This is a genomic window from Pseudoalteromonas obscura, assembly GCF_030135505.1.
In the GTDB taxonomy this organism is placed as follows: Bacteria; Pseudomonadota; Gammaproteobacteria; order Enterobacterales; family Alteromonadaceae; genus Pseudoalteromonas; species Pseudoalteromonas obscura.
On record NZ_JASJUT010000006.1, the window covers coordinates 59,950 to 84,818 of the forward strand.

The window sequence follows — 24,869 nt, forward strand, 5'->3', positions numbered from 1 at the left end:
CGTTATCTAAATTTTTGAGTGTTATGTTAAGCGTTATCAAAAGCCTAGTTTTTAAGCTATTTCAACCAAAACAATTGATGTTGCGTCAAAATGGCGAAGTAAGTCTGTTGACAGTACCTTCTTGGTTACAAATAGTGCTTGTAATAAGTGTAATGACGATTTTAGCTTGGCTTGGGTTTTCAACATCACAATATTTCTCGCAAAAAATACATCTATCGCAACTGACCAGTGAAGTTTCCCATAAAGAAGAAGCTTGGCTTGATAAACACGAGGCGCTGCAAGCAAAGCTGGCTCAACAGCAAACACGTATTGCACAGCTTGACGCACAGCACGCCGTGCTCAATGAGTTGATGGCGTCGTTGCCTCATACTATCACCGAAGGCGAAGCTAACTCAGCAGAGAAAGGCAGCTCAGATGTAGAGCCAAAGTCAGACGAACACTTAAATAATATTGAACTACATCAGGAGCACAGTGACGCTTTTCACCACCATGCCACTGAGCTTAACGATGCACAAACTCAGTTGCTCAAGCGACTTCACCATCTAATTGCTAATCGAAATGACGTGCTGTTGGCTAGTATGCAAGAAGCGGGGATTGAAGCCAATACCTCAAGCCAAGCACAAGGTGGTCCATACCATCAGGTGCAAAGTGACAAATTGCCAGCTGCATACTTACAAGCAATAGACAGCTCGGTGAGACTCAACCAACTCGAGAGCTTAGTACAAAACCTACCTGCGAGCATGCCCGTTAAAGAAGATAAATACTATATTTCCAGTGCATTTGGTTACCGTAAGGATCCTATCACAGGCCGACGCGCATACCATAAAGGGGTCGATCTAGCGGGATGGCACAAAACAGAAATTTTAGCGCCTGCAGATGGACAGGTTGTCCGAGCGGGTAAATATGGTGGCTATGGTAAATTTGTGGAAATCCAGCACGCGAATGGTGTTACGACGCGATACGGTCATTTACATACAATTAAAGTGAAAAAAGGGCAGCAAGTTCGTCAATCTGATGTCATTGCTTTGATGGGCAGCACAGGAAGAAGTACCAGTACGCACTTGCACTACGAAGTATTACAGGATAAAAAGCATATTAACCCTGTTAAACTTGCAAGAGTACTCGAACGTGTTCAATAAACTAAAGAATAATAAACCCCATACGCTCTATGTCGCCATGATATCGCCTAATACCAAAGTCATTGGAGATATCCAATGTGACGGTGAAATTCAAGTTGATGGTATTGTATCTGGTAACCTTGAGGTCGAACATTTGGTCATCGGAGAACAAGGCACAATAGAAGGCAATATCAAAGCGACTCAAGTTCATGTAAAAGGTACGGTCAATGGCTGTATTTCAGCGCAGCAAGTTCGTTTAGAGCCTACAGCAAAAGTTCATGGAGATATCATTCATGACACTCTGAGCATCGAAGCTGGAGCACACATTGAAGGCAAGCTCACGCATAAAACAGACCTATCCAATGTCACTCCAATCGAAAAGCAAGATCAGGCTTAACTTTTCGCTGTAATATACATAGTGACATCGGCGTGAAAGACTTTCACGCCTTCGGTATTAAATACTTCAACAGGCACAATGATATCTTCTTTGTCTTGCCAATCATGAGGCAATGGAATAACCGCTTCTGCTTTTAGGTCTGTATCCGCTTTTTTCAAATATTGAACTGTCATTCCTTTAGGGATCCACCTATGAGTCTGCACAGGAACAGTCGCATCTGTGACCACGCCGGCACACAACTCAGCTAGGTTGCACTGGGCAATGGCGTGAACAGTGCCTATGTGATTGTGAACTGCACGTCGATTTGGCATCTGTGCGCATATTCTCCCGCTACTTAAATGCGTGATCTTGGGTTTGATTGTCGCAAAGTACGGTGCCCTTCTACAAACAGCCTTACTGAAAAGCCAATTGCCAAATGGCAGCCATTTGATTCGTTTATATATTTTTAGTAGTGAACTGGCCATATTCTATTCCGCAGATTGTTTTGACCCAAACTAACACATCAGACCAGTTATCTCTAGTGTTAAACAAGCACCATTTGTATCTGATCGAGCAACCGCGCAACTACTTGCTATGACCAGAGTAATTGGACTGCAATATAAAATTGTCTCATTAAATTGTCTTAGCGCTTAATTGGTATGCATATTTCTTATTTATTCCTTTAATTTAATAAAATATTTCACGATGGCGGCGATTTGTCCTGTCTTTTTTCTCACCGCGCAATACAATAGCGACGAAAAGGAGACACCATGCAACACCGAACCAGCAAATCACTTATTTTTATCCTTGCCCTATTGGTTGTTTTTTGCCCTCTTGGCATCGATTTGTATTTACCCGCTTTTGTAGACATGCAAAATGCGCTCGCCGTAAGCGAGGCAAAGATTCAACAAACTGTCAGCATTTATATGCTTGCTGTTGGGCTTGGGCAGTTAATTGCGGGGCCACTTGCAGACAAGTATGGGCGAAAGCCAATCGCATTGTCCGGTGTAGCACTATTTATGATCGGCGCAGCTGTGGCCACTTTGTCTGATACTTGGGGAGCAGTGATGTTAGCCAGAGTCTTACAAGGCCTTGGCGCATGTGCTACTTTTGTTGCCGCGTTTGCCATTGTCCGGGATAGCTTTGGGCACAAAGGCAGTGGTCAAATGATCACTTACCTAAATGGTATTGTGTGCTTTATTCCCGCGCTAGCACCTATTCTGGGCGCATGGCTCACCGTTGAATTTGGCTGGCGAAGCAACTTTGCTTTTCTATTTGTGTTTGCCGTTGCTGGTCTTGCTTTACTATGCGTCATTTTCAAAGAAACCAAGCCTGAAGACTCTATATATCAAGGCCATATTTTAGATCTACGTCGTTTTTCACCTATGTTGAGCAGTACAAAATTTATGTTCAATGCGGCTATCACTATGGTCTGTATGTCAGCCATGCTGGTGTTTGTCGTCGGTGCTCCTGGATGGATTATGTCTCACCTAAGCTTGCCAATGGCCGACTTTACCTTGTGGTTTGCCATCAATGCCGCCATTAGTATCGTATCTAGTTTTATTGCCCCCCAATTCATAAAACGTCATAGCCGTCGCGCACTGCAATTTGGCCTGAGTCTATTTTGTGGCGCTGGTTTCATCACGCTATTATTACCTCAGAGCAGTCTTATCAATTATATGCTACCAATGTATCTGGCATCGATTGGCTTTGCTTTTACACTCGGTGCGGCCGCTGGTAACGCACTGGCTGAGTTCCCAAGGCAAGCGGGAACAGCTTCAGCATTGATTGGACTAATGCAAATGAGTGGTGCAGGGCTATTAATGGCCATGACACAACCTCTGGAACTTCTCGCACCATGGCAATTGGCACTGCACTTATGCTTGGCAACACCATTTTTAGCTTTGCTATTCACAAAACATAGACAAGCTTTACACAGTGCCAGTTAATATGCAGGAAATTGTGTAGAAGTCGTAAAACTGTCATATGAGCAAGGCATAATTTACCTAATAGCTACACAGGCTGTTGTTTAGGAAGACTCACGACTTCTTTTTAGCATTTATATTTGATCAATATCCCCCAACCTTTTTATGCGGGTTTTTTTATACCCGCATAGTTTTCAAAAATTGCAATAAACCATTTCCAATCATTTTCCGAATGATTAAACTAACCGCTAACTTAATTACAATTATTTGATTATGCTTAATCCTGAATTTTTGCTCTCATTTTTATTTGCCAGCTTTATCATCGCAATCGCCCCAGGCCCCTCAAATGCATTTTTAATGGCACAGACTTTCACCCATGGTAAAACTGCGGGTATGCAAAGCGCATTTGGTTTTGCATTAGGTGGTATCGTCCACACCATCTTTGCTGTTATTGGTTTGTCTGCCATTTTAAAAGCCTCAGAAACAGCCTATACCACAGTTCAGTACCTCGGTGCTGGCTACTTAGCCTATTTGGGCGTAATGACATTCAAAGCAACCCTAAGTAAAACAAATCAGGACACCCAGCAAGGCACTGATGACCTGAGCCAACCGAATAAAAATGTCACCATTCAAGCCATGATGACAGAAGTGCTCAACCCAAAAGTGGCATTGTTTTTCATCGCTTTTATTCCACAGTTTGTTGACACCAGTCTAGATACTTCCACTACAGTTCAATTGGCTCTATTTGGATTACTCTACCCAATATTGGCGTTTCCAGTTGATTGCGTTTACGTATATGGCGGGGACAAAATAGCGAGCTACTTTCGTGCTCATCCACAAGCCCCGATTTGGATAGATAGAGTTTCAGCAGCCATTTTTGTCGCCCTTGCGGTTAACCTCCTCTTGTAAGGATAGATATGAAGTATACTCGCGTTAATATTCCAGCCAATAAACACATTGCATTGGTTGCACACGATGGAAAAAAGTCTGAATTAGTAGCCTGGTGTAAGGCGCACAAAACCCAACTATGTAAGCACTCACTAAGCGCAACAGGTACAACGGGAAACCTGATTGAGCGAGATACAAGCTTAGAGGTGCAAAAGCTACTCAGCGGCCCTATGGGAGGAGATCAGCAAATTGGTGCTCAAATTGCCGAACAAAAAATTGATATGTTGATATTTTTTTGGGATCCCTTGTCTTCACAACCCCATGATCCTGATGTAAAAGCGCTATTGCGCCTCGCTGCGGTGTGGAACATACCTGTGGCGTGTAATGAAGCCAGCGCAGATATGCTACTGACTTCTAAGTTTATGGATATTGAGCTACCTAGAATGCAGCCCGATTATCCTGACTATCTTGCAACTCGGCTACCTTAACGATAGATACGCTGAGCCCATTTAGTCAACCCAGCGGTGACACTACCAAAGTTGTCACCATTGAGCATTGGGATATCCCCAAGTGCGGTTTGCAATGCATTTTTAAGTAGTGGAGATTGAGCACTGCCGCCAGTTAGATAAATCGTATCAGGTTTGGTACCGGCCTCTGCAATAGCTTGCTCTGCAAGCGTAACAACTTGCTGTAGACTGTTGTGCACCGATTCCGTTAATTGAGCGAGGTTGATACTTTGCACAAGCTCAGGCTCAATAAAGGACAGATCCGACTGATGTGCATCGCACTCACTTAATGCTATTTTCGCAAGCTCTGCCTGCCTCACAAATTGGTGTGTCATCTTATTTTCTTGCAGCACTTGCAGACGCTTAAGCTTATCTGGTTCGCAAACATCACGCAGCATGGTACTTAGCTCTCTACCAAATGCATTGCTATAAAAATCACTTTGCAATTGGATATCATTGATTTTACAGGCCTGCCAAAATATCTGTTTTGGTAGCGGTAACCCTGATTTGAACTCACCTCCCAATCCACATACGGGCATCAACTTGTGAAACGCCAGTGCAATATCTAAATCATTTCCACCTATTCGTTTCCCGGTATGAGATAAAAAGTGAGAACTACGGTCAGCACAGTCTCTGTAGCTTGGCCCCATTTGTACGAATGAACAGTCGCTGGTACCACCGCCAATATCAACAACCAATACTTTTCGGTCATTTTGCAAGCCAGACTCAAAATCGATCCCCGCGGCTAGGGGCTCAAATAAAAACTCTACTTCGGTAAATCCAGCTCTTTTTGCGGCCGTAGTTAAAATTGACAAAGCTTGACGATTACTTTCAGTTCCACCTACAGCTTGAAAATTCACTGGACGGCCAATAACTGTGTGGGTCAATGAAGTGCCCAGATGCTGCTCAGCGCGTTTTTTCAACTCCATAATCATCGCTGTCGCGATGTCTTCAAAAAAAGCAATTTGCTCCGCTTTTAAGCCAATTGCGCCGAAAAAAGATTTGGGAGATTTAACGAAATAACCTTCCTCAGGCATAGAAATGTATTCTTCTATCGCGGATTGACCAACAAACACCCCAGTTTCTTGCGATAAAAGGTCCAAGTCATTGCGAGCAAACTGCGCACTCTTCAAAATACCATTTCTTTGACTCTTGTAATCAATCTGCTCATCTTGATGAAGCCCTTTCGCTACATAGTCTGAGATTAGAGAGTTGTGCAATGCATATAGCGTTGAAGGTAAATAATGTTTTCCGTTTTCTAAAGGCACTAAGTTTACCAAGCCATCTTGCATTATACCCATCGCACAATTTGAGCTACCGTAATCAAACCCGACGACCATTTTTACCTCACATCCAATAGAAAAAAGGACGAAATTTACCATAGCTCAAATTGATTTTAAAGTGCGTTTGCTTGCTAGATTTGCGATCTAATTCTTAAAAAGCTTGCAAACCTCGGCTTACCATATTTAGTAAAACCCTGATATTGAAAAGTAATAGTGCTTCCTATTGGAGGAGGTGACTGCCTTTGTTCATCACTAAACCCAGTGCCAATATTAAATGTCACGCCTTCCATGGTTTTGACGGTGATCGAGCCCATCATACCTTGATATTTTCCCTTGCCTGGAACATGGGCAATCACAATGGCTTCCGCATCAAATATAGGTTTATATTTCAATACTTGAGCAGTGCGGCCAGCACGATGGTTGGCATTTTTTTCATGCAAAATAACCCCTTCTCCACCACGTGCTAATACTTGATTAAAAAAGGCGTCTAGCTCTGTCTTGGTCGAAAACTGATACTGAGGAATTGGCTTAATATGAATACTGTGGAGTCCATTGACAAGACGTTGATACTTGCTGAAACGCTGTTCAAAACTCAGTTGCGGATCAGGCGCATCAAAAATGAGGTAGTGTACTTGTTGCCAATTTTCATGGTTTGGTACTTTTCTACGTACTAAGCTGCTGACAAAAGAAAAGTTATTGTAGCCCGCCCACAATTCACCATCCAACCAACGATTTGGCAGCACCGCAGTAAACCACTTAGGCGCATGTATAATATTTCCCGACCGCGTTTTAAGCGATTCTCCATCCCAAATGGCGCGAACCCCATCATATTTTTCACTCACAAGATAATGATCAACAGGCTTTTGCTCTGTATACACCTTCGCCAGTTGAACCTCGGGACTATACTTTGAAAAAGTGATGGGGCTAAAAATAATAATAGCGGCTGTTAGAAGCCGTAAGACAACTTGTTTCATGCTACTTTCCTTTGCAGATAAAAACGCTTAATAAATGTCTTTAGAGCGCAAACTTCATGTTTACAACTTCAATGACACTTATTTAAAGTAGCACTTCTACTAGACTTGTACAGTCTATCTCGGCTTTACAATTTGCCGCCACATGGCATCCAAACTCTCACAATGCCACGTCGCTTTTGAAAAATCTTGATCAACGGAATGCTGATGTGGGATCACAGCTGTATTTATTCCTGCAGCTACGGCTGAAGTCAAACCCGTTTGGGAATCTTCCACAGCAATGACCTGTTGAGCACATACATCTAACTTGGCCATCGCCATGCAATATGGCTCAGGGTGTGGCTTTGGATTAGCTACATCGTTTTTACAGACGATACAGTCAAAGTATTCGAGCAATTGATAATGTGCCAAAACAGGCAACGCCTCATCACGTGTACTACCTGTCACTAAAGCCAACTTGTAATGTTTTGCACATAGCGTGAGCACATCAATTGCGTGGGGCATCAGCTTAGGTTTTTGTCGCGAAGCGGTTTTAACAAATTGTGTGTTTTTCTGGTGGGCTAGCGCATCGCCGGTATGAGGTAAGTTGTAACGCTGCTGCAAAATATGGCCAGTTTTTACGGTTGGGACACCCGAGAACTCATCACAAAACACAGCCTCGCTGATAGACACCCCCAAAGGCGCCAATACTTCACACCAGCTAGTATAATGGAGTGCCTCTGAGTCTACTAACGTACCATCAAAATCGAATAATATTGCCTTTAAACTCATAAACACTCCCTATTATTTAGATAATTAACCTTTAAGTGCTGCTGGCGGCTCCGCGTAGGCTTCTTCACCCGTCTCAACTTCTACTAACTCGTAGCCACGCTGCTTGCGCACAACTTTCAATACCGGCTTTTCAAAGGCAGACTTTAATCTGTCAGCATCAGCCTGTAAGTCTTCAACCGTATGACCAAAAGGAGCGGCCCCTGTCTCTGACCAGTTGGTCACCTTACCATTGATATTGTATTCAACTTCATGAATTTGGTATAGCGGTGATTCACTATCTTTACCTTCGCAAAAAATCACGCGATAGTTCCAAAATCCAGACATGTTTGACTCCTCTTACTTAAACTACGATGCGACTGTATCAGCTAATTCATACAGTTGCATTAAAGAAATAAAAAACCCGTGTTACTTTTGCAATAACACGGGTTTAAAAAGCGAATGATTCACATCAATTAATAATTAAAAGAAACGAACCTTGAACTCAGCACCGATGAAACGCTCTTCATTCAACATACCAGTATTGTTGTTGAAGTCTACACCACCAATCACAACCTGTTCATCGAATAAGTTACGTACAAATACTGACGTTTCATATTCATAGTCACCAGATGCCCAAGCATAGCCTGCTCTTACACCTGTTTCGAATAATGCTTCACCTTCAAATTCAACCGACTCATACAAGAAGAAGTTGATTTTGCTACGGTATGACGTGTCTGCGTATACAAAGAAGTCACCGCCTTCAAGCTCTTTCGTATAACGAAGTGTTGCATTTGCAATCCACTCCGGAGCGTGAGGTAGGCTGTTGCCATCTAGCTGATACAAACCAGCTGCGTTCTTTGTATTTGTGATAGTACACTGTGCACAACCTTGGATAGCAAGACTTGGATCGTCGATTTCTGTCTTGTTATAACTCAAGTTAAAGGTTGCATTTAGTTCATCAGTTAGCACCCATTCAGTGTCTAGCTCAAAACCATAACCAGTGGTCTTGTCTGCGTTAACTAGACGGTTGAAGTTTGCACCACCACCTACAGCTGTAAGCTGCTGATCATTCATTTGGTAGTAGAACACGGTACCATTTACACGACCTTGACCATCAAGCACGTCTGACTTAACACCAAATTCAATTGAATTGGTTGTTTCTGACTCTGCTACTGTTACTTCATCACCAAATAAGATACGGCCCTGAACACTTGGTGCACGGAAGCCATTTGCTAGACGACCAAATAGATTAACGTCGTCAGTCAATTTGTAAGTTGCACTTAAATCCCAGCTTACGTGGCTATCACTTGGGTTAGCAGTGCCTACAATTGAGTCCGCTGCACCCACAGGGCTCTTAGTACGCTCAGCGCGGAACTCTTTCTCATCATCTGAGTAACGAAGACCTAAAGTGACATCCAATTTATCTGATACTGTGTAGTCGAAAGAACCGAACACAGCCCACGCAGATGTCTCTTGATTTTGAACCGCATAACCATTTTGCAAGCCATAATTACCAGCTGCTGCGTCAAATGCTAACGTGTCATAACTAAAGCTTTCAATGGTCATTTCTTCGTCAAACAAGAACACACCAACCTGGTAATTAAAGTCACCAGAGTAGTTGCTTGATAAACGCAGCTCTTGCGTGTACTGATCGTGATCAGGTAATGCATCTGCTGTTTCTGAAGGGAAGAAGATCACACCAGGTCCTTGCACAGGCAAGAAAGCAGCGCCATAACCACCATCTACATCTGCACGCGAGTAAATTTCAGCACTTTCCCATGCTGAAATAGAGGTCACTGTATGCTCAGCTAGATCCCACTCTAATTTCAAGCTAAGGCCTTGTGTTTCAACCTGCTGTGTTGCGCGAGATGACGCATCATGAAAAACAACATCGTTATCATAAATAGGATTAATGTTGTTAGAACCTTTCTCAATTAAGTTTGCGCGGAAAGGAATTGGACGACCGTCTAAGTCACGAACGTGATAGTTTAATAGACCAGTGAAGTCATCACCTTCGTATAAAAACTGGATACGAGCCGCTTTTTCGCTGTAGCCGCCTAATGAGTCATCTTTAGCAAACTGATTAGTAACGCCTTCAGGTGAGCGAACATCAATGTAGTCTGGCTGCTCTTGCCACAATACTGATACACGAGTAGAAATTTTGTCAGTTAAACCTGTACCTACAGCACCTTCAAAGTCAACCGACTCGCGGCTACCATATGCAACTGATGCGTAGCCATCAAATTCTTGACTTGGCTTTACAGAGTCAAATTTAACTAGGCCAGCTGGCGTATTACGGCCAAATAAAGTGCCCTGTGGACCACGTAATACTTCGATACGCTCAATATCGAATACAGGGAAACCTTTTAGGATAGGGTTTTCTTGAACAACTTCATCAACGACCAATGAAACAGGTTGAGATGCGTTCAAATCGAAATCGGTGTTACCAAGACCGCGGACATAAAAGCGCGGGAATGTACGTCCAAACGAAGATTCAACCGACAAGCTCGGGATCTTAGCGTTCATAAAGCGGATATCCATACCAGCAGAACTATAGGCGTCTAAATTGTCACCTTGTAAGGCAGAAACTGAAACTGGCACTTCTTGTGCATTTTCAACACGTTTACGTGCGGTGATCTGAATCACTTCCAGTTGATTGCTTTTTGCTTGCTCTTCTTCAGCAAGTGTAGTGAATGAAGTACCTGCCACAGCAGAGAACAACGTCGCATTAATTAGAGTTGCTAACGTAGATCTTTTCATTGCTTTCATGTTGGTTTTTGACCTTTTTAATGCACTCTTTGAGTTCAACGGTTTAATTGGGCGCCGTATCACATTGGCTATGGCGTTCAATTTTGCGCGTCAATGACAAACAACGCGGACCTCGAATTCGAGAGTGCAAAACGACAAAACGAGGCTGAACGCAACGGGCGTAATTATAGCAGCATATTTTTAAAATGCTTCTAATAAACACATAAATTACACACATTTTTACAACGTTCGACGACGTTAGGTCAAATTTAACAACTTTTAGCTACAAAAAGCGGACATTTGTCCTTATAAACTGATCAATACTATGTTCAAGAAATAACTTTTTACCCATTTGATATACAAAACATCAATCTTTCATTGATAAAGCAAAATCAGAATGATTAATACTTTGGTCAATAAACCGAAACACTATTAAGTTACACTGGATACCATCGCCCAAAATGGTAACCGGTGTCATGAAAGCGTGCGTATCCTATCGAAATGTAAAACGAGATAAGAGGACATTAGACCTCATTAGTTACATTGCGAAACACAATTATAAGAACATGTGATCTGACTATAGTTCCGCAGCGCACTAAAAATTATTGCACTTTTTTTGGAGAAAGATTTATGAACTAAGTTATAAGCCATCTAATATGATGGTCATTGAGGAAGTTGGCAACGCCTTGGATTACACTTTTGGGGCGTGTAGCCCTTTGTATTGTGCTTTGTGGGTTTTTGGGCAGTACTCTATCACTGCAATGCCGGCTGTTGGAAATATTGGCATTTCACCTGGAACAAACTGATCGACCATATAACTAACTATTGGCATATGCGCTACAATCAACCATGTACTTATGGCTTCGTTCATACTAATCAGAGTTTCTAAGTAATCCACTGCAAATGAAGCGCTTCCACTGGGGATTATATCTGCGCACGTTTCCTCAAAAGTAAACTGGTTACTCTGCTTTACAGCGTCCGCTGTTTGTTGCGCTCGAGAATAAGGACTCACAAGTAATGCACTAGGTTGGTAGGATTGAGAGACCCACAGCCCCATTTCCAAAGCCTGTAATTGGCCTCTGTTTGTCAATAAACGAGCAGCATCATTTGCCTGCATTGGACCGGCTTCACCATGGCGCATGATCAATATGGTTTTCATAGCTCTCCGAAAAGTATCGTATTTTTATCTCTATTCAGTAGTAAACCTAGTTGCATGTCCGCTATATTAAAACAAAATACTTAGAACTGGTAAGTGATTTACTACTTTTAAGACTGTCTCACTTATTATATCGGCGGCGTAAACTTGAAATTAAGCAACAATGATAATAAACAATATAAGCACATAACACTGGACAATGGTCTAAGAGTTTTACTAATTACCGACTCGAGTAGTGAGAAGTCTGCGGCCTCTTTAGCTATTAACATTGGACACTTTGACGACCCCGTAGGCCGCCAAGGTATGGCTCACTTTATTGAGCATATGCTGTTTTTGGGTACAGAGCAATACCCAATTAAAGGAGAGTTTTCCCAGGTAGTAAGCCAAAGTGGTGGAAACAGCAACGCGTGGACAGGTACAGAACACACTTGTTACTTCTTCGATTGCCTAGCTAATAAATTTGAGTCTTTACTATCTCGCTTCTCTGACTTTTTCATTGCACCTCTTTTTGAGCACAGTGCTTTGAATGATGAGCGCAACGCCATCGATGCCGAATTTAACCTTAAAGTGAAAGACGATAACAGACGGATCATTCAAGCGCACAAAGAGACTGCAAACCCAGCTCACCCCTTTACTAAGTTTTCTGTGGGCAATCACGATACCCTAGGTGATGGTCATGGCGATATTCATCGAGAAATCATCAACTTTTTTAATAAAAATTACAAAGCCCAATGGATGACCTTAGTGCTGGCTGGTCCGCAACAACTTGATGAACTGCAGCAAATGGCCACAGGTCACTTTCACGGGATTAAAGGCGACAAATCGCATCAAAAGCCAAAAGTTGACGTGCCTTTTTATCGTGATGAAGACCTTGGTTTAAAGCTTCATATAAAACCTCGCAAGCATTTACAAAAGCTAATTGTCAGCTTTGCAATGCCTAATATCGATGAACTATACCGATATAAAAGCTTGAGTTTTATTGCCCACCTATTAGGCTACGAAGGCGAAGGTTCACTGTACGCAATATTAAAGAAGAACGGTTGGATAAATGCCCTTTCGGCCGGTGGAGGCGTCAACGGCAGTAACTTCAAAGATTTTAATGTCAGTTTCGCACTGACAGATATTGGTATTGAATTTTACGAAGACATTGTTGAGATGTTGTTCGAATATATCAGTTTGATCAAGGAACAACACCATATTCTACCCGCATTATACGCCGACAAAAAACGTTTAATGGAGCTGGCGTTTGACAACCAAGAAGTCAACAAGCTGATAGACTGGGTGAGCAATGTTAGCGTCAATATGCATCATTACAGTGAAGAAAACACACTGTATGGTGATTACTGTATGGAGCGCTTTAATCAAACACTTCATACCGAACTGCTAAGTTACTTGTCGCCACATAATATGCGACTGGTACTGATCCACCCAGAGACCACCGATGAACCCGGTGCAATCAATAAAATTGCTCAGTGGTATAACACACCCTACCAAATCGCCCAACTCAATAAAGAGTGGCTTAATGCCCTTGCCCGAGTTGATCAGCCGTTGCCTGAAATGCGACTACCGAACGTCAACCCATACCTCAGCCAAGAAAACATTCTCTATGATATTGAGTCAACGACACACACCCCTGTTCAGCTCAAAGAAAGACCAGGGTTTGCTTTTTGGTTTAAACAAGATGCCACGTTTAGAGTCACTAAAGGGCATTTCTATCTTGAATTAGATTCCGAAGCCTCAATCTCAAGCCATAAAGCAATGGCACTAACAAGACTATTTGCTGATTTATTTATGGACAGTGTCGCAGAACAGTTTTATTCAGCTGAACTGGCGGGGCTTAGCTACCACCTTACTTCACACCAAGGTGGGTTGACACTACATACTGCGGGGCTTTCATCTTGTCAGCTAAAATTAGTATCTCAACTTGTTGAAGCACTTCAAAAGCAACCGATTAGCGCGACCCGATTCGCAGAGTACAAAAAGCAACTCATCAGACATTGGCAAAATCACAATAAAAATAAGCCAGTAAGTGAGCTATTTAGTATCTTAGGTGCCAAGTTAATGCCTTGGAACCCGACACCGAACGAACTTGCTGCAGCATTAAAAAATGTGTGCTTCAATGAGTTCAATGCTTTTCGTGACTCTTTCTTTACCTCTATTCATGCCAAGGCATTCCTGCATGGCAATTGGCAGACTAAGCACGCGATTGCAATACAACAACAGCTTTTGTGTAATTTTGCTAAGAGTGAAATCTTGGATGACTTAAAGAAACCACTTAATACAATTGACAAACACCTTACAGAGACAATTGCCAATGAACACAGTGAACACGCTTTTGTTCACTATATTCAAGCACCCAGCAATAGCGTGCAAGATAAAATAAAAATCATGGCGTTCAACCAGTTAATTAGCCAACATTATTTTGAAAAGCTACGTACAGAACAGCAACTAGGTTACTTAGTTGGCGCAGGCTACGCACCATTCAATACTCGAGCAGGTATTGCCTTTTACATTCAATCCCCAAATTATGAAAGTTCAGAGTTACTCAACTATCACCAACTATTTTTACAAGAGTTTGTAGACAATATCGACAGTTTAGAGCATTTACAATGGTCAGATGTTAAGTCCAGCTTGAAATCACAAATTGCTGAAAAAGACAAAAATTTGCGTTTGCGCTCGCAGCGCTTTTGGATTGCTATTGGCAACGAAGATCATACTTTTTCTATGCAGTCGAAGTTGTTAGATGCGCTGAACCAATTGTCATTTGCAGAAATAAAGCATTTTATTTCGACTGTTACCGCCAAATCCTTCCCCAGTATTACACTGCGTATAAATTAGTGAATGCTCGCTCATCAAGGTAGTTACATACCTTGCCAGCGGGCTTCATATTTGACATTTTGGTTAAAAAGGTACAAAAATCCTAAATTCTAACCGACTCTTTCCACATTTCATCAATTATGCTTTGACTCAGGATAGCTGTTTCGATTAGATTAACGATGAATGTATTAATCTTGTACACTATGGTATATAAAAACAATATAAGAAACTTATTGGCTCTTATTTATCTTTTAGCTCTGAGTACCCCTGTACACGCACATGTCATTTTAGAGCCGCTGTCGAACAACCCTTTGCTTTTTTTGGCTGTTGTCATGCTGTGCTTGACGCCATTTTTCGTGATGCTCATTATTAACCGCAGAGCAGCAAAAAATCTCGATAACTTGCGTATGTCGGAAAAATGGTTAAAGAGTACCGTAGAAGGAAGTGGCGATACTCTGTGGGACTGGAATATTCAGTCTGGCGATATCATTCGTATCAATGACAAATACGCGTTAAATGAAGAAAAAAGCAATCACTTCATACCTAACGCCAAGCGAATTCACCCACAAGACATTCCACTTGTTGAAAAACAGCTTAAACTACACTTTGCAGAGAAGACCGCCTTTTTCGAAGCTTCTTATCGATTAAGAGATAATTTAAATCAGTACCACTGGGTCCTAGACAAGGGCAAAGTTATCAGTAAAGACGATAACCTTAACCCGTTGAGAATGACTGGTACTGTACGTGATATCAACCACTTAAAGAGTACTGAAGAGCGTCTCAACTTATTCGCAAAGTGTGTTGAGTCCCTAACTGATGCCATCGCCATCTATGATCATAATTTTAAGCTGGTAGATTTAAACCCAAGCTACCTCAGGGTGTTTGGCGGCAAGCGCGCGCAGTACATTGAATCAGACTTTCAACTGCCAGGCTATGACAGTCGTTTTATAAGACAAATAAAGTCCGCCTTGAAAGAGACTGAGCACTGGCAGGAAGAACTAAAGATATACGACCAAAAAGGCAATATGTTACCAATCGAAGTAACCATCGACGAAATTAAAAATAGCCATGGTCATGTCACAAACTATGTTGTTGTTTTTTCAGATTTAACAGAGAGAAAGAAAGCAGAATCGCAATTGCATAACCTTTCCAACCGAGATCGAATAACAGGCCTGCCAAACAGAAATTTATTCTTTACTAATTTAAAAAAGCTGTCGCAACAGGGTACGCATCATGCCCTTTTGGTGTTTGATCTTGATAACTTTAAAAAGATCAATGATTCACTTGGCCACCAGCTAGGTGATAGCTTGCTTTCGAAACTGGCTATGAGACTTAACAAACTATGCCGACAGCAGGATACCTTTTATCGTTTAGGTGGTGATGAATTTGCACTGGTTATGTCTGGTACCAACGACATACATACCATCACAAAAGTCGCAAAACAATTCTTAGCAGCCATTGCCACCCCATTTAAGATGGCAAATCACGAGCTGGTCATTACCTCTTCAGTGGGTATTGTCTTATTTCCTGAAGACGGTAATACCCCTGAGATCCTGTTAAAAAATGCTGATACGGCGATGTATCATGCAAAACAAAAAGGTAACCATTACCTATTTTTTAATGATTCAATGAATGAGCAAGCAGTAAAAAGGTTACAAATAGAAAACTTAATGCGCTTCGGCTTAAAAGAAGACCATTTTATTGTTTATTACCAACCTAAAATGGATATACGCACAGGCAAGTTGGTTGGAATGGAGGCATTGGTGCGATTTATCACACCTAAAAAAGGCATTATTAGTCCAGGCGTATTTATCCCTATTGCCGAGGAAACAGGCCAAATTATTGAAATCGGTGAGGTGGTGCTCGATAAAGCGTGTAAAGATGTTAAGCGATGGGTCGACCAAGGCCTGTTTAATGGCCGAGTTGCAGTCAATTTATCAGCAAAGCAATTTAGCCTACCTGATTTAACAGCCCGCATAGATATTATCTTGCAAAAAAATCAACTTCCTTCGTATTTTCTAGAGCTTGAAATCACTGAAGGTACGGTCATGGACGATCCACAAGAAGCGATTTCAATTATGCGCTCACTGAGCTCTCGTGGGATCCACCTTGCAATGGATGATTTTGGTACAGGTTATTCATCTTTAGCTTACTTAAAGCAATTTCCACTTAATACGCTGAAAGTGGACAAAGCATTTATCGACGATATGGAAAGTGAACGGGGTCGAAATATGGTTGACTCTATCGTCACCATTGCCCATAACCTCGACTTGCACGTGGTCGCCGAAGGTGTTGAGGAAGAAGAGCAATTAACGCTCTTGAAACAGCTTGAATGCCAAACAATCCAAGGGTATTACTACTCAAAACCCCTATCTAGCGAAGAGTTCGAACGATTTTTACAAGCGGAGACTGGTGAAAAACCAAATCTGCAACTTGTAAACTAACACTTTTCTAGTGTCATGAATTCATAAATTCTTGTTAGTAAACAAACCTACAATCACCGCTTAAAGCCCCCTATCCCCTCTTTTTACGGATAAAAACCAATCAAAAACACAAAATTGTTGCAAAATATTGCATTATTTAATTTAATACCAGCCTTGAAGATACAAGTGATTGCCAATTCTTTAGTACTAAAAATAGGTAATTTGCTAACGTAAGTGGAAAAACTCTTTAATAAACAAATTATTATTGAATTTAGCTGATAAGTTCTCTCCGTTTGCAAGCTGTAAATGTGGATTTTGCTACATGATCGGCTCCTTTAAGGTGAGGAAAATGATGTTAATTTGGGATTCTTACGTAGCGTATTATCGAGTTTGGTAAAACGTAATAGTGAATTTACGAATACTAGGCTAAAGTTAGTATTAAGTAGTTTAGGCGGTACTTGATAGATCATTTGGTCATGGTGTAGTTTGCAGCTACTCCACAGTAGTGCTTATTAAGCACTACTTGAGATGGTTTTAGAGTGAGAAAGACCGAATAGGCATATTTTTTGAACTTATCTAATCTAATTTAATAAATTTCAATGGATTGTAAATTTAATTTATGTAATTAGACGAATACTGTTCAGCTTGAATATGTCAAGTATGTTTGTTATTTCATGACATTTTGCATAACAGGCCTTACTCATTACAGAATTCTCTCAATAGCTGCTAAAATTAGCCCCATGTTGTTTTAATTAATATAGTTTTTTCAAGGACACGGGCTATGGATCAGAAGAGTGTACATAATTATTTACAGGCAAAGCCTGGGACCTTTATTACCAAGCCGTTTGCACAAGAAGTAGATGTGTATAAAGTGCAACATAAAATGTTTGCAACGCTTTATGAAGGTAAAGAAGGCCAAACAAATGAAAATGGTGAACCAGTGTGGTGGCTAAACTTAAAATGCGACCCTGATGAAGCCTTGTTACTTCGTGACAAATATTCGTCGATTGTACCTGGATACCATATGAATAAACGTCTTTGGAATACCATCGTACTTGATGGCAGTATTCCTGAAGACGAATTAAAAAAGTTAATTGATGACTCATATAACATCGTTGTAGATAACCTGCCTACAGCGCAGCGTGAAGAGTTAAACCGTATCACTTCTGGTGGTAATTAATTGGCCTCCCTCGCACTGTGTGCGAGGGCCATTTAACCTCCTCCAAGCTTAAACTCCTACCTTCTAGCACTACTTTTCTCCTTTCTTATTGATCTGTCACCCTGTTGTAAATTTGTTGTGTTTAATTATGCGCATCAAAATACAGATGTTTTAGGAACAGACGACTATGAAAAAAATCTTACTTCCCTTTGTCCTTTCAGCCCTCTTTACTGGTTGTTCACTTGATGGTGACGATGGAAATAATGGTACAAATGGCATTGATGGGGCTGAAGGGCAAATTGGCAAGACCGGACCTGCAGGAGAAAAAGGTGAGCAAGGTACGCCTGGCTCAGCAGGACAGCCTGGAGTTAATGCACATACGCAATTAACCCCTGTGCTAGTTGGTCGTGCTGTTCTCAACGCACAAAGCCCTGAAGGGGCTGCTGAGATTGTCGGCTATCATGCCCCAAGTCAACGTATCTTTGCACTAAATAGCTCTGCCACCCCTGCGACAGTTGAAATTATCGAGATTGGGCAATTGGACCCTGACTCGCTCACCAAAAATGCGCACGGGGTTGTCACTGGCACAAACCTGCAAAGCAAAGAGACTTTAAACCTAAACGAGCATGAAAGTGGTGATGCTAATAGCTTAGCAATTCACGGGAATTTGCTTGCTGTTGCGATAGCCAAAGAAACAGGTCAAGCTGGTAAAATCGCGTTTTTCGACGTTTCAGCTTCTAAGCCTGCATTCATCAAATCTGTTGTCGTTGGTTATTTACCAGATATGGTAACTTTTACACCGGATGGCAGCAAAGTCATCGTCGCCAATGAAGGCGAGCCCAAAGGAGATTACAGCATTGACCCCGAGGGCAGCATAGCCATAATCACGATCAATAGTGGTCAAATTGCAGATAACGCGACGCTCATCAACTTCAACCAGTTTGATGACCAAATGGCTGCTCTGTCCAAGCAAGGGGTTGTATTTGCCAACCCGACAGGTAGAACCATTAAAGGCAAAGAAATAAATACCACTGTTTCTATGGATCTTGAGCCTGAATATGTCACTGTCAGCAAAGATAGTCGCTATGCCTATATTTCATTGCAAGAAAATAATGCCATCGCAAAAGTTGACCTCAAAGACAATAGCCTATCTGTTCATGGTCTCGGCTTTAAAGACTGGGGGAAATGGACGTTAGACGCCTCAGATAAAGACAACGCAATTAATTTTTCGTCATACTCTGGACTCTATGGCATGTATCAGCCAGACTCGATTTCTGCTTATCAATGGCAAGGTGCTAACTTTATCATTTCCGCCAACGAAGGAGATGGCAGAGAGTACTTTTTTGATTCTCCTGACGAAAGCACTTGCTTAGCTGAAGGCGGCCTTGAATACGATAAAGACGATGGCTGCTTAGCGTACACTGATGAGATCAGAGCTGAAGATTTAACGCTAGGTAACAACTTTGATTATGTGAACAATGACGACCAAGATATTGGCAGACTCAAGGTCAGTACCGTATTAGGTGATGCAGACAAAGATAGCCAATACGAAGCACTCTATACTTACGGCGCACGATCTTTCTCTATTTGGGATCACAACGGCTATAGAGTCTACGACTCGGGGGATGAGATCGGCAAAATTACAGCTGCAATCCACGGCTCTGCATTCAATAATGATGAAGATGAAAATAAGGGAGATACTCGCTCAGATGCCAAAGGGGCTGAACCCGAAGCGCTTGCCATCGGACAGATAAATGACCGTACTTACGCATTTATTGGCCTTGAGCGCATGGGTGGCATTCTTATTTATGATGTTACAAACCCTTTCAATGTCACCATGAATACTTACATGATAAACCGAGGCTTGGAAGCCGGTGCGGAGATAAGTGGCGATCTTGCACCCGAAGGAATGGTTTTTATTGACCAAGCGCAAAGCCCGACAGGTGAAGCTTTGTTAGTTGTAGGTAACGAGATCTCTGGCAGCATTTCTATTTGGTCATTGTCGAGTCAGTAACATTTTTGACATTTGAGCATCGCTGTCTAGGATAAAGCTAGCATCGCACCTTAAATACTGAGGGGGTTTTATGAAACGCATAGCACTTATCACCAGTGGCGGCGATGCGCCGGGCATGAATGCTGCCATTCGTTCGATTGTACTGGCCTGTCACGAACAAGACATTCAATGCCTGGGCTTCTTTCATGGATACAACGGCCTAATGCATGATGAATTCAAAGAACTAACCGTTGATTTGGTGGCGCCAATCATTCAATTTGGAGGCACCATTTTAAAAAGTGCACGCTGTAAAGAAATGCATCAAAATAGTGGCGTTGAGCAAGTTGCAAGTACACTTACGCGACACAGTATTGATGCACTGATTGTGGTTGGTGGAGATGGTTCTTTTCGGGGAATGATGGCATTGCAGCCCTATTGGCAAGGGCATCTTATTGGCATACCAGCCACCATAGATAATGACTTAGCATGTACCGACAAAACCATTGGATTTGCGACTGCTGTAAGCACGGCAACGCATGCAATCGACAAAATTCGTGACACAGCAAATGCCTTTGAACGCGTTTTTATTGTTGAAGTCATGGGGCGCCACAGTGGCCATATCGCTTTCAATGTCGGGCTAGCAACAGGGGCAGAAGCCATATTGTCGTTTGAAAATTGCGACAGTAAAAATTTAGAGCAAGTCCAAGCTGATTTAATAAACCAAATCCAGTCTCAGCGACAACATAATCACAGTGGATTTGTTATTGTTCTGGCAGAAAACTTATGGCCTGGCGGGCCACATGGCTTACAAGCTGCATTGCGAGAAACCGCACATATTGAAAGCGCTGTATGCGTTTTAGGTTACATTCAACGAGGCGGTAATCCATGTCCCGAAGATCGGATCCTAGCAACGGAGCTAGGTATTGAAGCGGTAAGAGCAGCTAAAAATAGATCGGGTGTCATGGTTGGCAAAGTACATGGACAAATCTCAATAAACTGCATTATCAGAGCAACAGAGCAAAGTAAGCCCGTAGACCAAGCGTTGCGCCTGGCCTACAATCAGATCTGCCAACTAACTTAACTCGCTAGTTCGCTGTTTAGAGAAGATGATTTAGCCATAAATTTCAAAAAGATCTGCATTTAACCAAAGATGAACCACAATACTGGCGGCATATCCCAAAGCAATGACAGGTGTCCACTTCAAGTGCCCAAAAAATGTATAGTTTCCTCTTGCTTGTCCCATTAAGGCAACACCTGCTGCGGATCCAATAGACAATAAACTGCCGCCAACACCTGCTGTTAACGTGATCAGTAGCCATTGTCCATGAGACATCTCAGGCTGCATAGACAAAACAGCGAACATCACTGGGATATTATCAATCACCGCTGATATCACCCCTAAGAATACGTTTGCCCCAGTTGCAGACCAACCACCATATAAAATATGAGACATTAAATTGAGATACCCTAGAAAGCCGAGTCCGCCAACGCACATAACGATACCGTAAAAGAACAACAGAGTATCCCACTCTGCACGAGACACTTTACTAAAAACGTCAAATGGCACCACACTACCCAGCTTCTTGAGCCGTTCTTTGTCCCCTTCACGTTCTGCCATCGCCATTTTGCGCGCTAAAGATCCAGGCAATGTGACTCGCAAGAAATAACCAAAAAATTGCAAATAGCCCAATCCCATCATCATGCCAAGCACAGGTGGCAAATGCAGTAAACTATGACACATAACGGCCGTAGCAACGGTCAACAAGAACAAAGTTAAAATTCGCAGCGCACCACGTTTGAGCTCTACACTTTCGCAGCTCGCAGATGGCTTTTTATTAGGTACAAACAGGCTCATTATCGCCGCTGGTACTACGTAATTTGCAATTGACGGAATGAGCAAGACAAAAAATTCATTGAACTTAACCATACCAGCCTGCCACACCATCAGTGTGGTAATATCACCAAATGGGCTAAAGGCGCCACCTGCGTTTGCAGCAACAACGATATTTATACAACTTAGGTTGATAAACTTTTTGTCTCCTTCCGCTACTTTCATGATCACAGCACACATTAACAATGCTGTTGTTAAGTTATCGGCAATAGGCGAAATAAAAAATGATAAAAAGCCCGTTAGCCAAAACAGGGTTTTATAGTTGAACTCTTTTCTTACCATCCATGCGCGCAGCGAGTCGAATAACCTGCGCTCTTCCAGTGCATTGATATACGTCATGGCAACTAATAAAAACAGCATGAGTTCTGCAAACTCGAGTAGGTTATGGCGAAAAGCATACTCTGTTGCATCCGGCATACCTTGTTCAATGTAATAGGCACCAATTAAAATCCAGATTAACCCAGCGGCAACCAAAACAGGTTTTGACTTTCGCATATGTAATTTTTCTTCGAGCATTACGAGGGTATAGGCAACCACAAAAATGGCTATGCATATAAAACCCAATGTATTAGCGGTCAAATCGAGTTGAGTAGTAGAAGCAAACGCTGAAAAATTGATCCCCAGCAAACAGAACAACAGCAGGCAACTTATCCCTACAAGTTTCATTTCAAGGTGTTTCCTTGTTTAGTGAGTACATCTTCGCCAGAAAGTAACACACTTTTTACACTTATGGCATTGTACTCTAGTCTAATTTTTACAGCTGGTTTACGAAAAAACAGGTGAAAGCATGAATAACATGATGAACCTTATAATACTGGGAAATTATGATTATTTCGTTAATCTGACTTTGCTGACTAAGATATAGAATAATGAGAAGGTCAAACGACAAAAAAATGAGCCACATAGAAAGTGGCTCGATTTGGCAATTAGGTTAGTCCTTATGACTGAGCTTGTCTAACGCTAAAATTAGCATCAGTCCAACAACTGCCAGTACTGAGCAAAGCAGTAACTGGGCATCTTGACCCGTGACTTGCGTAAACTCCATCGGGGAAATATTTTTTTGCATCAGAGGTTTTTCAATACCGCTCGAATTGACATAGGTTGTCACGACTTTTTTCCATGGCCACAACATATTTAATGAGCCGATGAGAAAACCAGACAACAGGGCAAATGTAACTTGTTCAAAGCGTGCCAAGAGCCATGATAAAAACCTTGAAAACATCATTAGTCCACACACACAACCAATCAAGAACAAGCCAACCAACGCAAAGTCACGATCATTCACCGCGTTTAATACATGCCCATACATTCCCAACAGCAGCAAAATAAAACTCCCGGAAATACCGGGCAAAATCATCGCGCAAATGGCAATGCTTCCGGCAACGAAATAAAACCAAGGTTGCGCTTGCGCTTCTGCTGGGCTCATTGACGTAATCACCAGTGCTATCAGCGCTCCAATCACACAACTCGCAATGTGCTTAAGCTGCCAGCGTTCCACCTGTTTTGCAATGTACACAAATGAGGCGATGATCAACCCAAAAAAGAATGACCAAACCAGCTGCTGATGATTGTCTAGCAAATAGGTAATTATTTTTGCCAGCGATAAAGCGCTGGTAAATAATCCACCAAATACAGCTAGCAAAAAGTTTCCGTCAACATGTGCCCAAGCATCTTTTATCTTTCCCTTCAAAACCATCTGTAAAGCGGCCACATTGACATTTTTAATTGCAGCTAAAAGACGTGCATAGATACCGGTGATAAAAGCAATTGTCCCGCCGGAAACACCTGGAACAACATCCGCAGCGCCCATACCCGCACCTTTGAAAAACAGCCAAATATAATCACGTTTGCTATCTGCCACTTTAGACACTTTTAAACCTCCATAATTTGATACCCGCACAGTGTATCAAATTCCCGAATTAAAATACTAAAGCTCGCTGGTTTTTAGTCGATACTTAAGGTAGCCGCAGCGAATTTGACGAATACTCGATGAAACATACGATAATTTCACATTTTATTATTTTTTTATGCACTATCGCCGCATTCAATAACCATTGTTTAGCAATAGAGCACATTGCGCCTGTAGCCAAAGTCGAAGTCATAGAATCCGATTTGAGTTATTGGTTGCCCAGTGACTCATTCATTACCATCAAAGACGACGACAGAGAGATCCCTGTGCTTTTCTCTGAATATATGAGTGGCAACAAGCGAGGCATTATTGTCATGCTGCCTGGCATAGAGCAATCGCCTTTACAAGGAAACGGTTTGAGTTATTTGCGCGAGGCACTCAATGATGACGGCTACGACACCTATGTGATCCCCTCTCCAGGTTTCAATGCCAACGCAGACTTAATGCAAGACGCTATTGCAAATACAGCAAAAAGTGAATCAAGCGCAACGCGACAAACGGCTATCTCTGCGATAAGCGAATCAGCCCTAAATGACTACAAAACTGAACTTGTAGCTCGCTTTGATGCACTTTACAAAACTTTGGCACTACGTGAACATGAGCACATTGCCATTGTTGCATTTGGAAACAGTGCAGGGTTATTTGCCGAGTATCTAGCTACGCTGCCTAAAATACGGGTGGACGCGTTGGTCACTGTCAGCGCTCAACTTGCAAACCCCAACAGGAACAAGCATCTCGCTGCAAGTTTATCGCTGGTAAGCCCTGCACTGCTAGACGTTTTCTATTCTTACGACAACCCAGCCGTGCTTCATACGATCAAAGATAGGCGCCGATGGGCAAAAAGAAATAGTAAATACGATTATCGTCAAAGGGAGCTTTTCGGCCAAAACTCCCAACAAAACCAACATTATAGATTGCGAAAAGAACTTTCTGGTTTTTTAAGGCAGCTCTAAACT

At 42.1% G+C, this 24,869-nt stretch carries 20 protein-coding genes; 11 read left to right on the forward strand and 9 right to left on the reverse strand.

Annotated elements, in window-relative coordinates; translation table 11 throughout:
* Positions 1 to 23: 23 nt before the first annotated feature.
* Both QNM18_RS14810 and QNM18_RS14815 read left to right on the forward strand, forming a co-directional pair.
* Positions 24 to 1,139, forward strand: coding sequence for a peptidoglycan DD-metalloendopeptidase family protein (locus QNM18_RS14810; RefSeq protein WP_284137674.1), 1,116 nt, complete (start codon positions 24 to 26; stop codon positions 1,137 to 1,139).
* Positions 1,129 to 1,515, forward strand: a complete 387-nt coding sequence (locus QNM18_RS14815; protein ID WP_284137675.1) for a bactofilin family protein — start codon at positions 1,129 to 1,131, stop codon at positions 1,513 to 1,515. Before QNM18_RS14810 ends, QNM18_RS14815 begins: the two co-directional genes overlap by 11 nt.
* Here QNM18_RS14815 and QNM18_RS14820 read toward each other — a convergent pair.
* On the reverse strand, positions 1,512 to 1,979 hold the full coding sequence (locus tag QNM18_RS14820; protein ID WP_211012465.1) for a hotdog fold domain-containing protein: 468 nt from the start codon (positions 1,977 to 1,979) through the stop codon (positions 1,512 to 1,514). The genes QNM18_RS14815 and QNM18_RS14820 overlap by 4 nt on opposite strands.
* A 285-nt stretch (positions 1,980 to 2,264) precedes the next feature.
* Here QNM18_RS14820 and QNM18_RS14825 point away from each other — a divergent pair, with 285 nt between their 5' ends.
* From QNM18_RS14825 to QNM18_RS14835, 3 genes are all read left to right on the forward strand, one after another.
* Positions 2,265 to 3,443, forward strand: coding sequence for a multidrug effflux MFS transporter (locus QNM18_RS14825; RefSeq protein ID WP_284137676.1), 1,179 nt, complete (start codon positions 2,265 to 2,267; stop codon positions 3,441 to 3,443).
* 249 nt (positions 3,444 to 3,692) lie between these two features.
* Positions 3,693 to 4,328 (forward strand): LysE family translocator, encoded by a 636-nt coding sequence (locus QNM18_RS14830; protein WP_284137677.1) that lies wholly within the window; start codon positions 3,693 to 3,695, stop codon positions 4,326 to 4,328.
* Positions 4,329 to 4,336: 8 nt separating this feature from the next.
* On the forward strand, positions 4,337 to 4,795 hold the full coding sequence (locus QNM18_RS14835) for a methylglyoxal synthase (protein ID WP_284137678.1): 459 nt from the start codon (positions 4,337 to 4,339) through the stop codon (positions 4,793 to 4,795).
* Here the strand turns inward: QNM18_RS14835 and yegD are convergent.
* The 6 genes from yegD to sixA form a co-directional block, all read right to left on the reverse strand.
* A complete protein-coding gene (gene yegD, locus QNM18_RS14840; RefSeq protein ID WP_284137679.1) occupies positions 4,792 to 6,153 on the reverse strand; it encodes a molecular chaperone in 1,362 nt (453 codons plus the stop codon). The two genes, QNM18_RS14835 and yegD, sit on opposite strands and share 4 nt — an antisense overlap.
* A gap of 74 nt (positions 6,154 to 6,227) precedes the next feature.
* Entirely contained in the window at positions 6,228 to 7,070 is an 843-nt protein-coding gene (locus QNM18_RS14845; RefSeq protein ID WP_211012460.1) for a DNA ligase, read from the reverse strand.
* Positions 7,071 to 7,184: 114 nt separating this feature from the next.
* Positions 7,185 to 7,838, reverse strand: coding sequence for an HAD family hydrolase (locus QNM18_RS14850; RefSeq protein WP_211012459.1), 654 nt, complete (start codon positions 7,836 to 7,838; stop codon positions 7,185 to 7,187).
* 24 nt (positions 7,839 to 7,862) lie between these two features.
* Positions 7,863 to 8,162 (reverse strand): hypothetical protein, encoded by a 300-nt coding sequence (locus QNM18_RS14855; protein ID WP_211012458.1) that lies wholly within the window; start codon positions 8,160 to 8,162, stop codon positions 7,863 to 7,865.
* A gap of 135 nt (positions 8,163 to 8,297) precedes the next feature.
* On the reverse strand, positions 8,298 to 10,586 hold the full coding sequence (locus QNM18_RS14860; RefSeq protein WP_211012457.1) for a TonB-dependent receptor: 2,289 nt from the start codon (positions 10,584 to 10,586) through the stop codon (positions 8,298 to 8,300).
* 670 nt (positions 10,587 to 11,256) lie between these two features.
* Positions 11,257 to 11,724, reverse strand: a complete 468-nt coding sequence (gene sixA, locus QNM18_RS14865) for a phosphohistidine phosphatase SixA (RefSeq protein ID WP_211012456.1) — start codon at positions 11,722 to 11,724, stop codon at positions 11,257 to 11,259.
* Between the two features lie 144 nt (positions 11,725 to 11,868).
* Here sixA and QNM18_RS14870 point away from each other — a divergent pair, with 144 nt between their 5' ends.
* The 5 genes from QNM18_RS14870 to QNM18_RS14890 all read left to right on the forward strand — a co-directional run bounded on the left by QNM18_RS14870 (position 11,869) and on the right by QNM18_RS14890 (position 21,194).
* Complete coding sequence (locus tag QNM18_RS14870; RefSeq protein WP_284137680.1) at positions 11,869 to 14,559, forward strand: insulinase family protein; 2,691 nt, start codon at positions 11,869 to 11,871, stop codon at positions 14,557 to 14,559.
* Between the two features lie 338 nt (positions 14,560 to 14,897).
* Complete coding sequence (locus QNM18_RS14875; RefSeq protein WP_417714819.1) at positions 14,898 to 16,982, forward strand: bifunctional diguanylate cyclase/phosphodiesterase; 2,085 nt, start codon at positions 14,898 to 14,900, stop codon at positions 16,980 to 16,982.
* A gap of 760 nt (positions 16,983 to 17,742) precedes the next feature.
* Entirely contained in the window at positions 17,743 to 18,141 is a 399-nt protein-coding gene (locus QNM18_RS14880) for an MmcQ/YjbR family DNA-binding protein (RefSeq protein ID WP_211012454.1), read from the forward strand.
* A gap of 166 nt (positions 18,142 to 18,307) precedes the next feature.
* Positions 18,308 to 20,134: a choice-of-anchor I family protein gene (locus QNM18_RS14885; protein WP_284137681.1), complete on the forward strand. Its 1,827-nt coding sequence runs from the start codon at positions 18,308 to 18,310 to the stop codon at positions 20,132 to 20,134.
* A gap of 70 nt (positions 20,135 to 20,204) precedes the next feature.
* Positions 20,205 to 21,194 carry a 6-phosphofructokinase gene (locus tag QNM18_RS14890; protein WP_284137682.1) on the forward strand — a complete coding sequence of 330 codons (990 nt, stop codon included), beginning with the start codon at positions 20,205 to 20,207 and terminating at the stop codon, positions 21,192 to 21,194.
* Positions 21,195 to 21,224: 30 nt separating this feature from the next.
* Here QNM18_RS14890 and nhaD read toward each other — a convergent pair whose 3' ends face one another.
* Positions 21,225 to 22,670, reverse strand: coding sequence for a sodium:proton antiporter NhaD (gene nhaD / locus QNM18_RS14895; RefSeq protein WP_284137683.1), 1,446 nt, complete (start codon positions 22,668 to 22,670; stop codon positions 21,225 to 21,227).
* Positions 22,671 to 22,935: 265 nt separating this feature from the next.
* The gene (locus tag QNM18_RS14900) at positions 22,936 to 23,874 is read right to left on the reverse strand and encodes a polyprenyl-phosphate transporter (protein ID WP_284137684.1); all 939 of its coding nucleotides are present in this window, start codon (positions 23,872 to 23,874) and stop codon (positions 22,936 to 22,938) included.
* 119 nt (positions 23,875 to 23,993) lie between these two features.
* Between QNM18_RS14900 and QNM18_RS14905 the strand changes: the two genes are divergently transcribed.
* Positions 23,994 to 24,866, forward strand: coding sequence for a DUF3530 family protein (locus QNM18_RS14905; protein ID WP_211012399.1), 873 nt, complete (start codon positions 23,994 to 23,996; stop codon positions 24,864 to 24,866).
* The last annotated feature ends 3 nt before the right edge of the window (positions 24,867 to 24,869 follow it).

Coding starts and splice junctions, on each gene's coding strand:
- yegD (WP_284137679.1), bottom strand. CDS start 6,153: ATGGTCGTCGGGTTTGATTACGGTAGCTCAAATTGTGCGATGGGTATA.
- QNM18_RS14810 (WP_284137674.1), top strand. CDS start 24: ATGTTAAGCGTTATCAAAAGCCTAGTTTTTAAGCTATTTCAACCAAAA.
- sixA (WP_211012456.1), bottom strand. CDS start 11,724: ATGAAAACCATATTGATCATGCGCCATGGTGAAGCCGGTCCAATGCAG.
- QNM18_RS14885 (WP_284137681.1), top strand. CDS start 18,308: ATGAAAAAAATCTTACTTCCCTTTGTCCTTTCAGCCCTCTTTACTGGT.
- QNM18_RS14845 (WP_211012460.1), bottom strand. CDS start 7,070: ATGAAACAAGTTGTCTTACGGCTTCTAACAGCCGCTATTATTATTTTT.
- QNM18_RS14905 (WP_211012399.1), top strand. CDS start 23,994: ATGAAACATACGATAATTTCACATTTTATTATTTTTTTATGCACTATC.
- QNM18_RS14835 (WP_284137678.1), top strand. CDS start 4,337: ATGAAGTATACTCGCGTTAATATTCCAGCCAATAAACACATTGCATTG.
- QNM18_RS14890 (WP_284137682.1), top strand. CDS start 20,205: ATGAAACGCATAGCACTTATCACCAGTGGCGGCGATGCGCCGGGCATG.
- QNM18_RS14860 (WP_211012457.1), bottom strand. CDS start 10,586: ATGAAAGCAATGAAAAGATCTACGTTAGCAACTCTAATTAATGCGACG.
- QNM18_RS14825 (WP_284137676.1), top strand. CDS start 2,265: ATGCAACACCGAACCAGCAAATCACTTATTTTTATCCTTGCCCTATTG.
- QNM18_RS14855 (WP_211012458.1), bottom strand. CDS start 8,162: ATGTCTGGATTTTGGAACTATCGCGTGATTTTTTGCGAAGGTAAAGAT.
- QNM18_RS14880 (WP_211012454.1), top strand. CDS start 17,743: ATGGATCAGAAGAGTGTACATAATTATTTACAGGCAAAGCCTGGGACC.
- QNM18_RS14875 (WP_417714819.1), top strand. CDS start 14,898: ATGCTCATTATTAACCGCAGAGCAGCAAAAAATCTCGATAACTTGCGT.
- nhaD (WP_284137683.1), bottom strand. CDS start 22,670: ATGAAACTTGTAGGGATAAGTTGCCTGCTGTTGTTCTGTTTGCTGGGG.
- QNM18_RS14850 (WP_211012459.1), bottom strand. CDS start 7,838: ATGAGTTTAAAGGCAATATTATTCGATTTTGATGGTACGTTAGTAGAC.
- QNM18_RS14830 (WP_284137677.1), top strand. CDS start 3,693: ATGCTTAATCCTGAATTTTTGCTCTCATTTTTATTTGCCAGCTTTATC.
- QNM18_RS14820 (WP_211012465.1), bottom strand. CDS start 1,979: ATGGCCAGTTCACTACTAAAAATATATAAACGAATCAAATGGCTGCCA.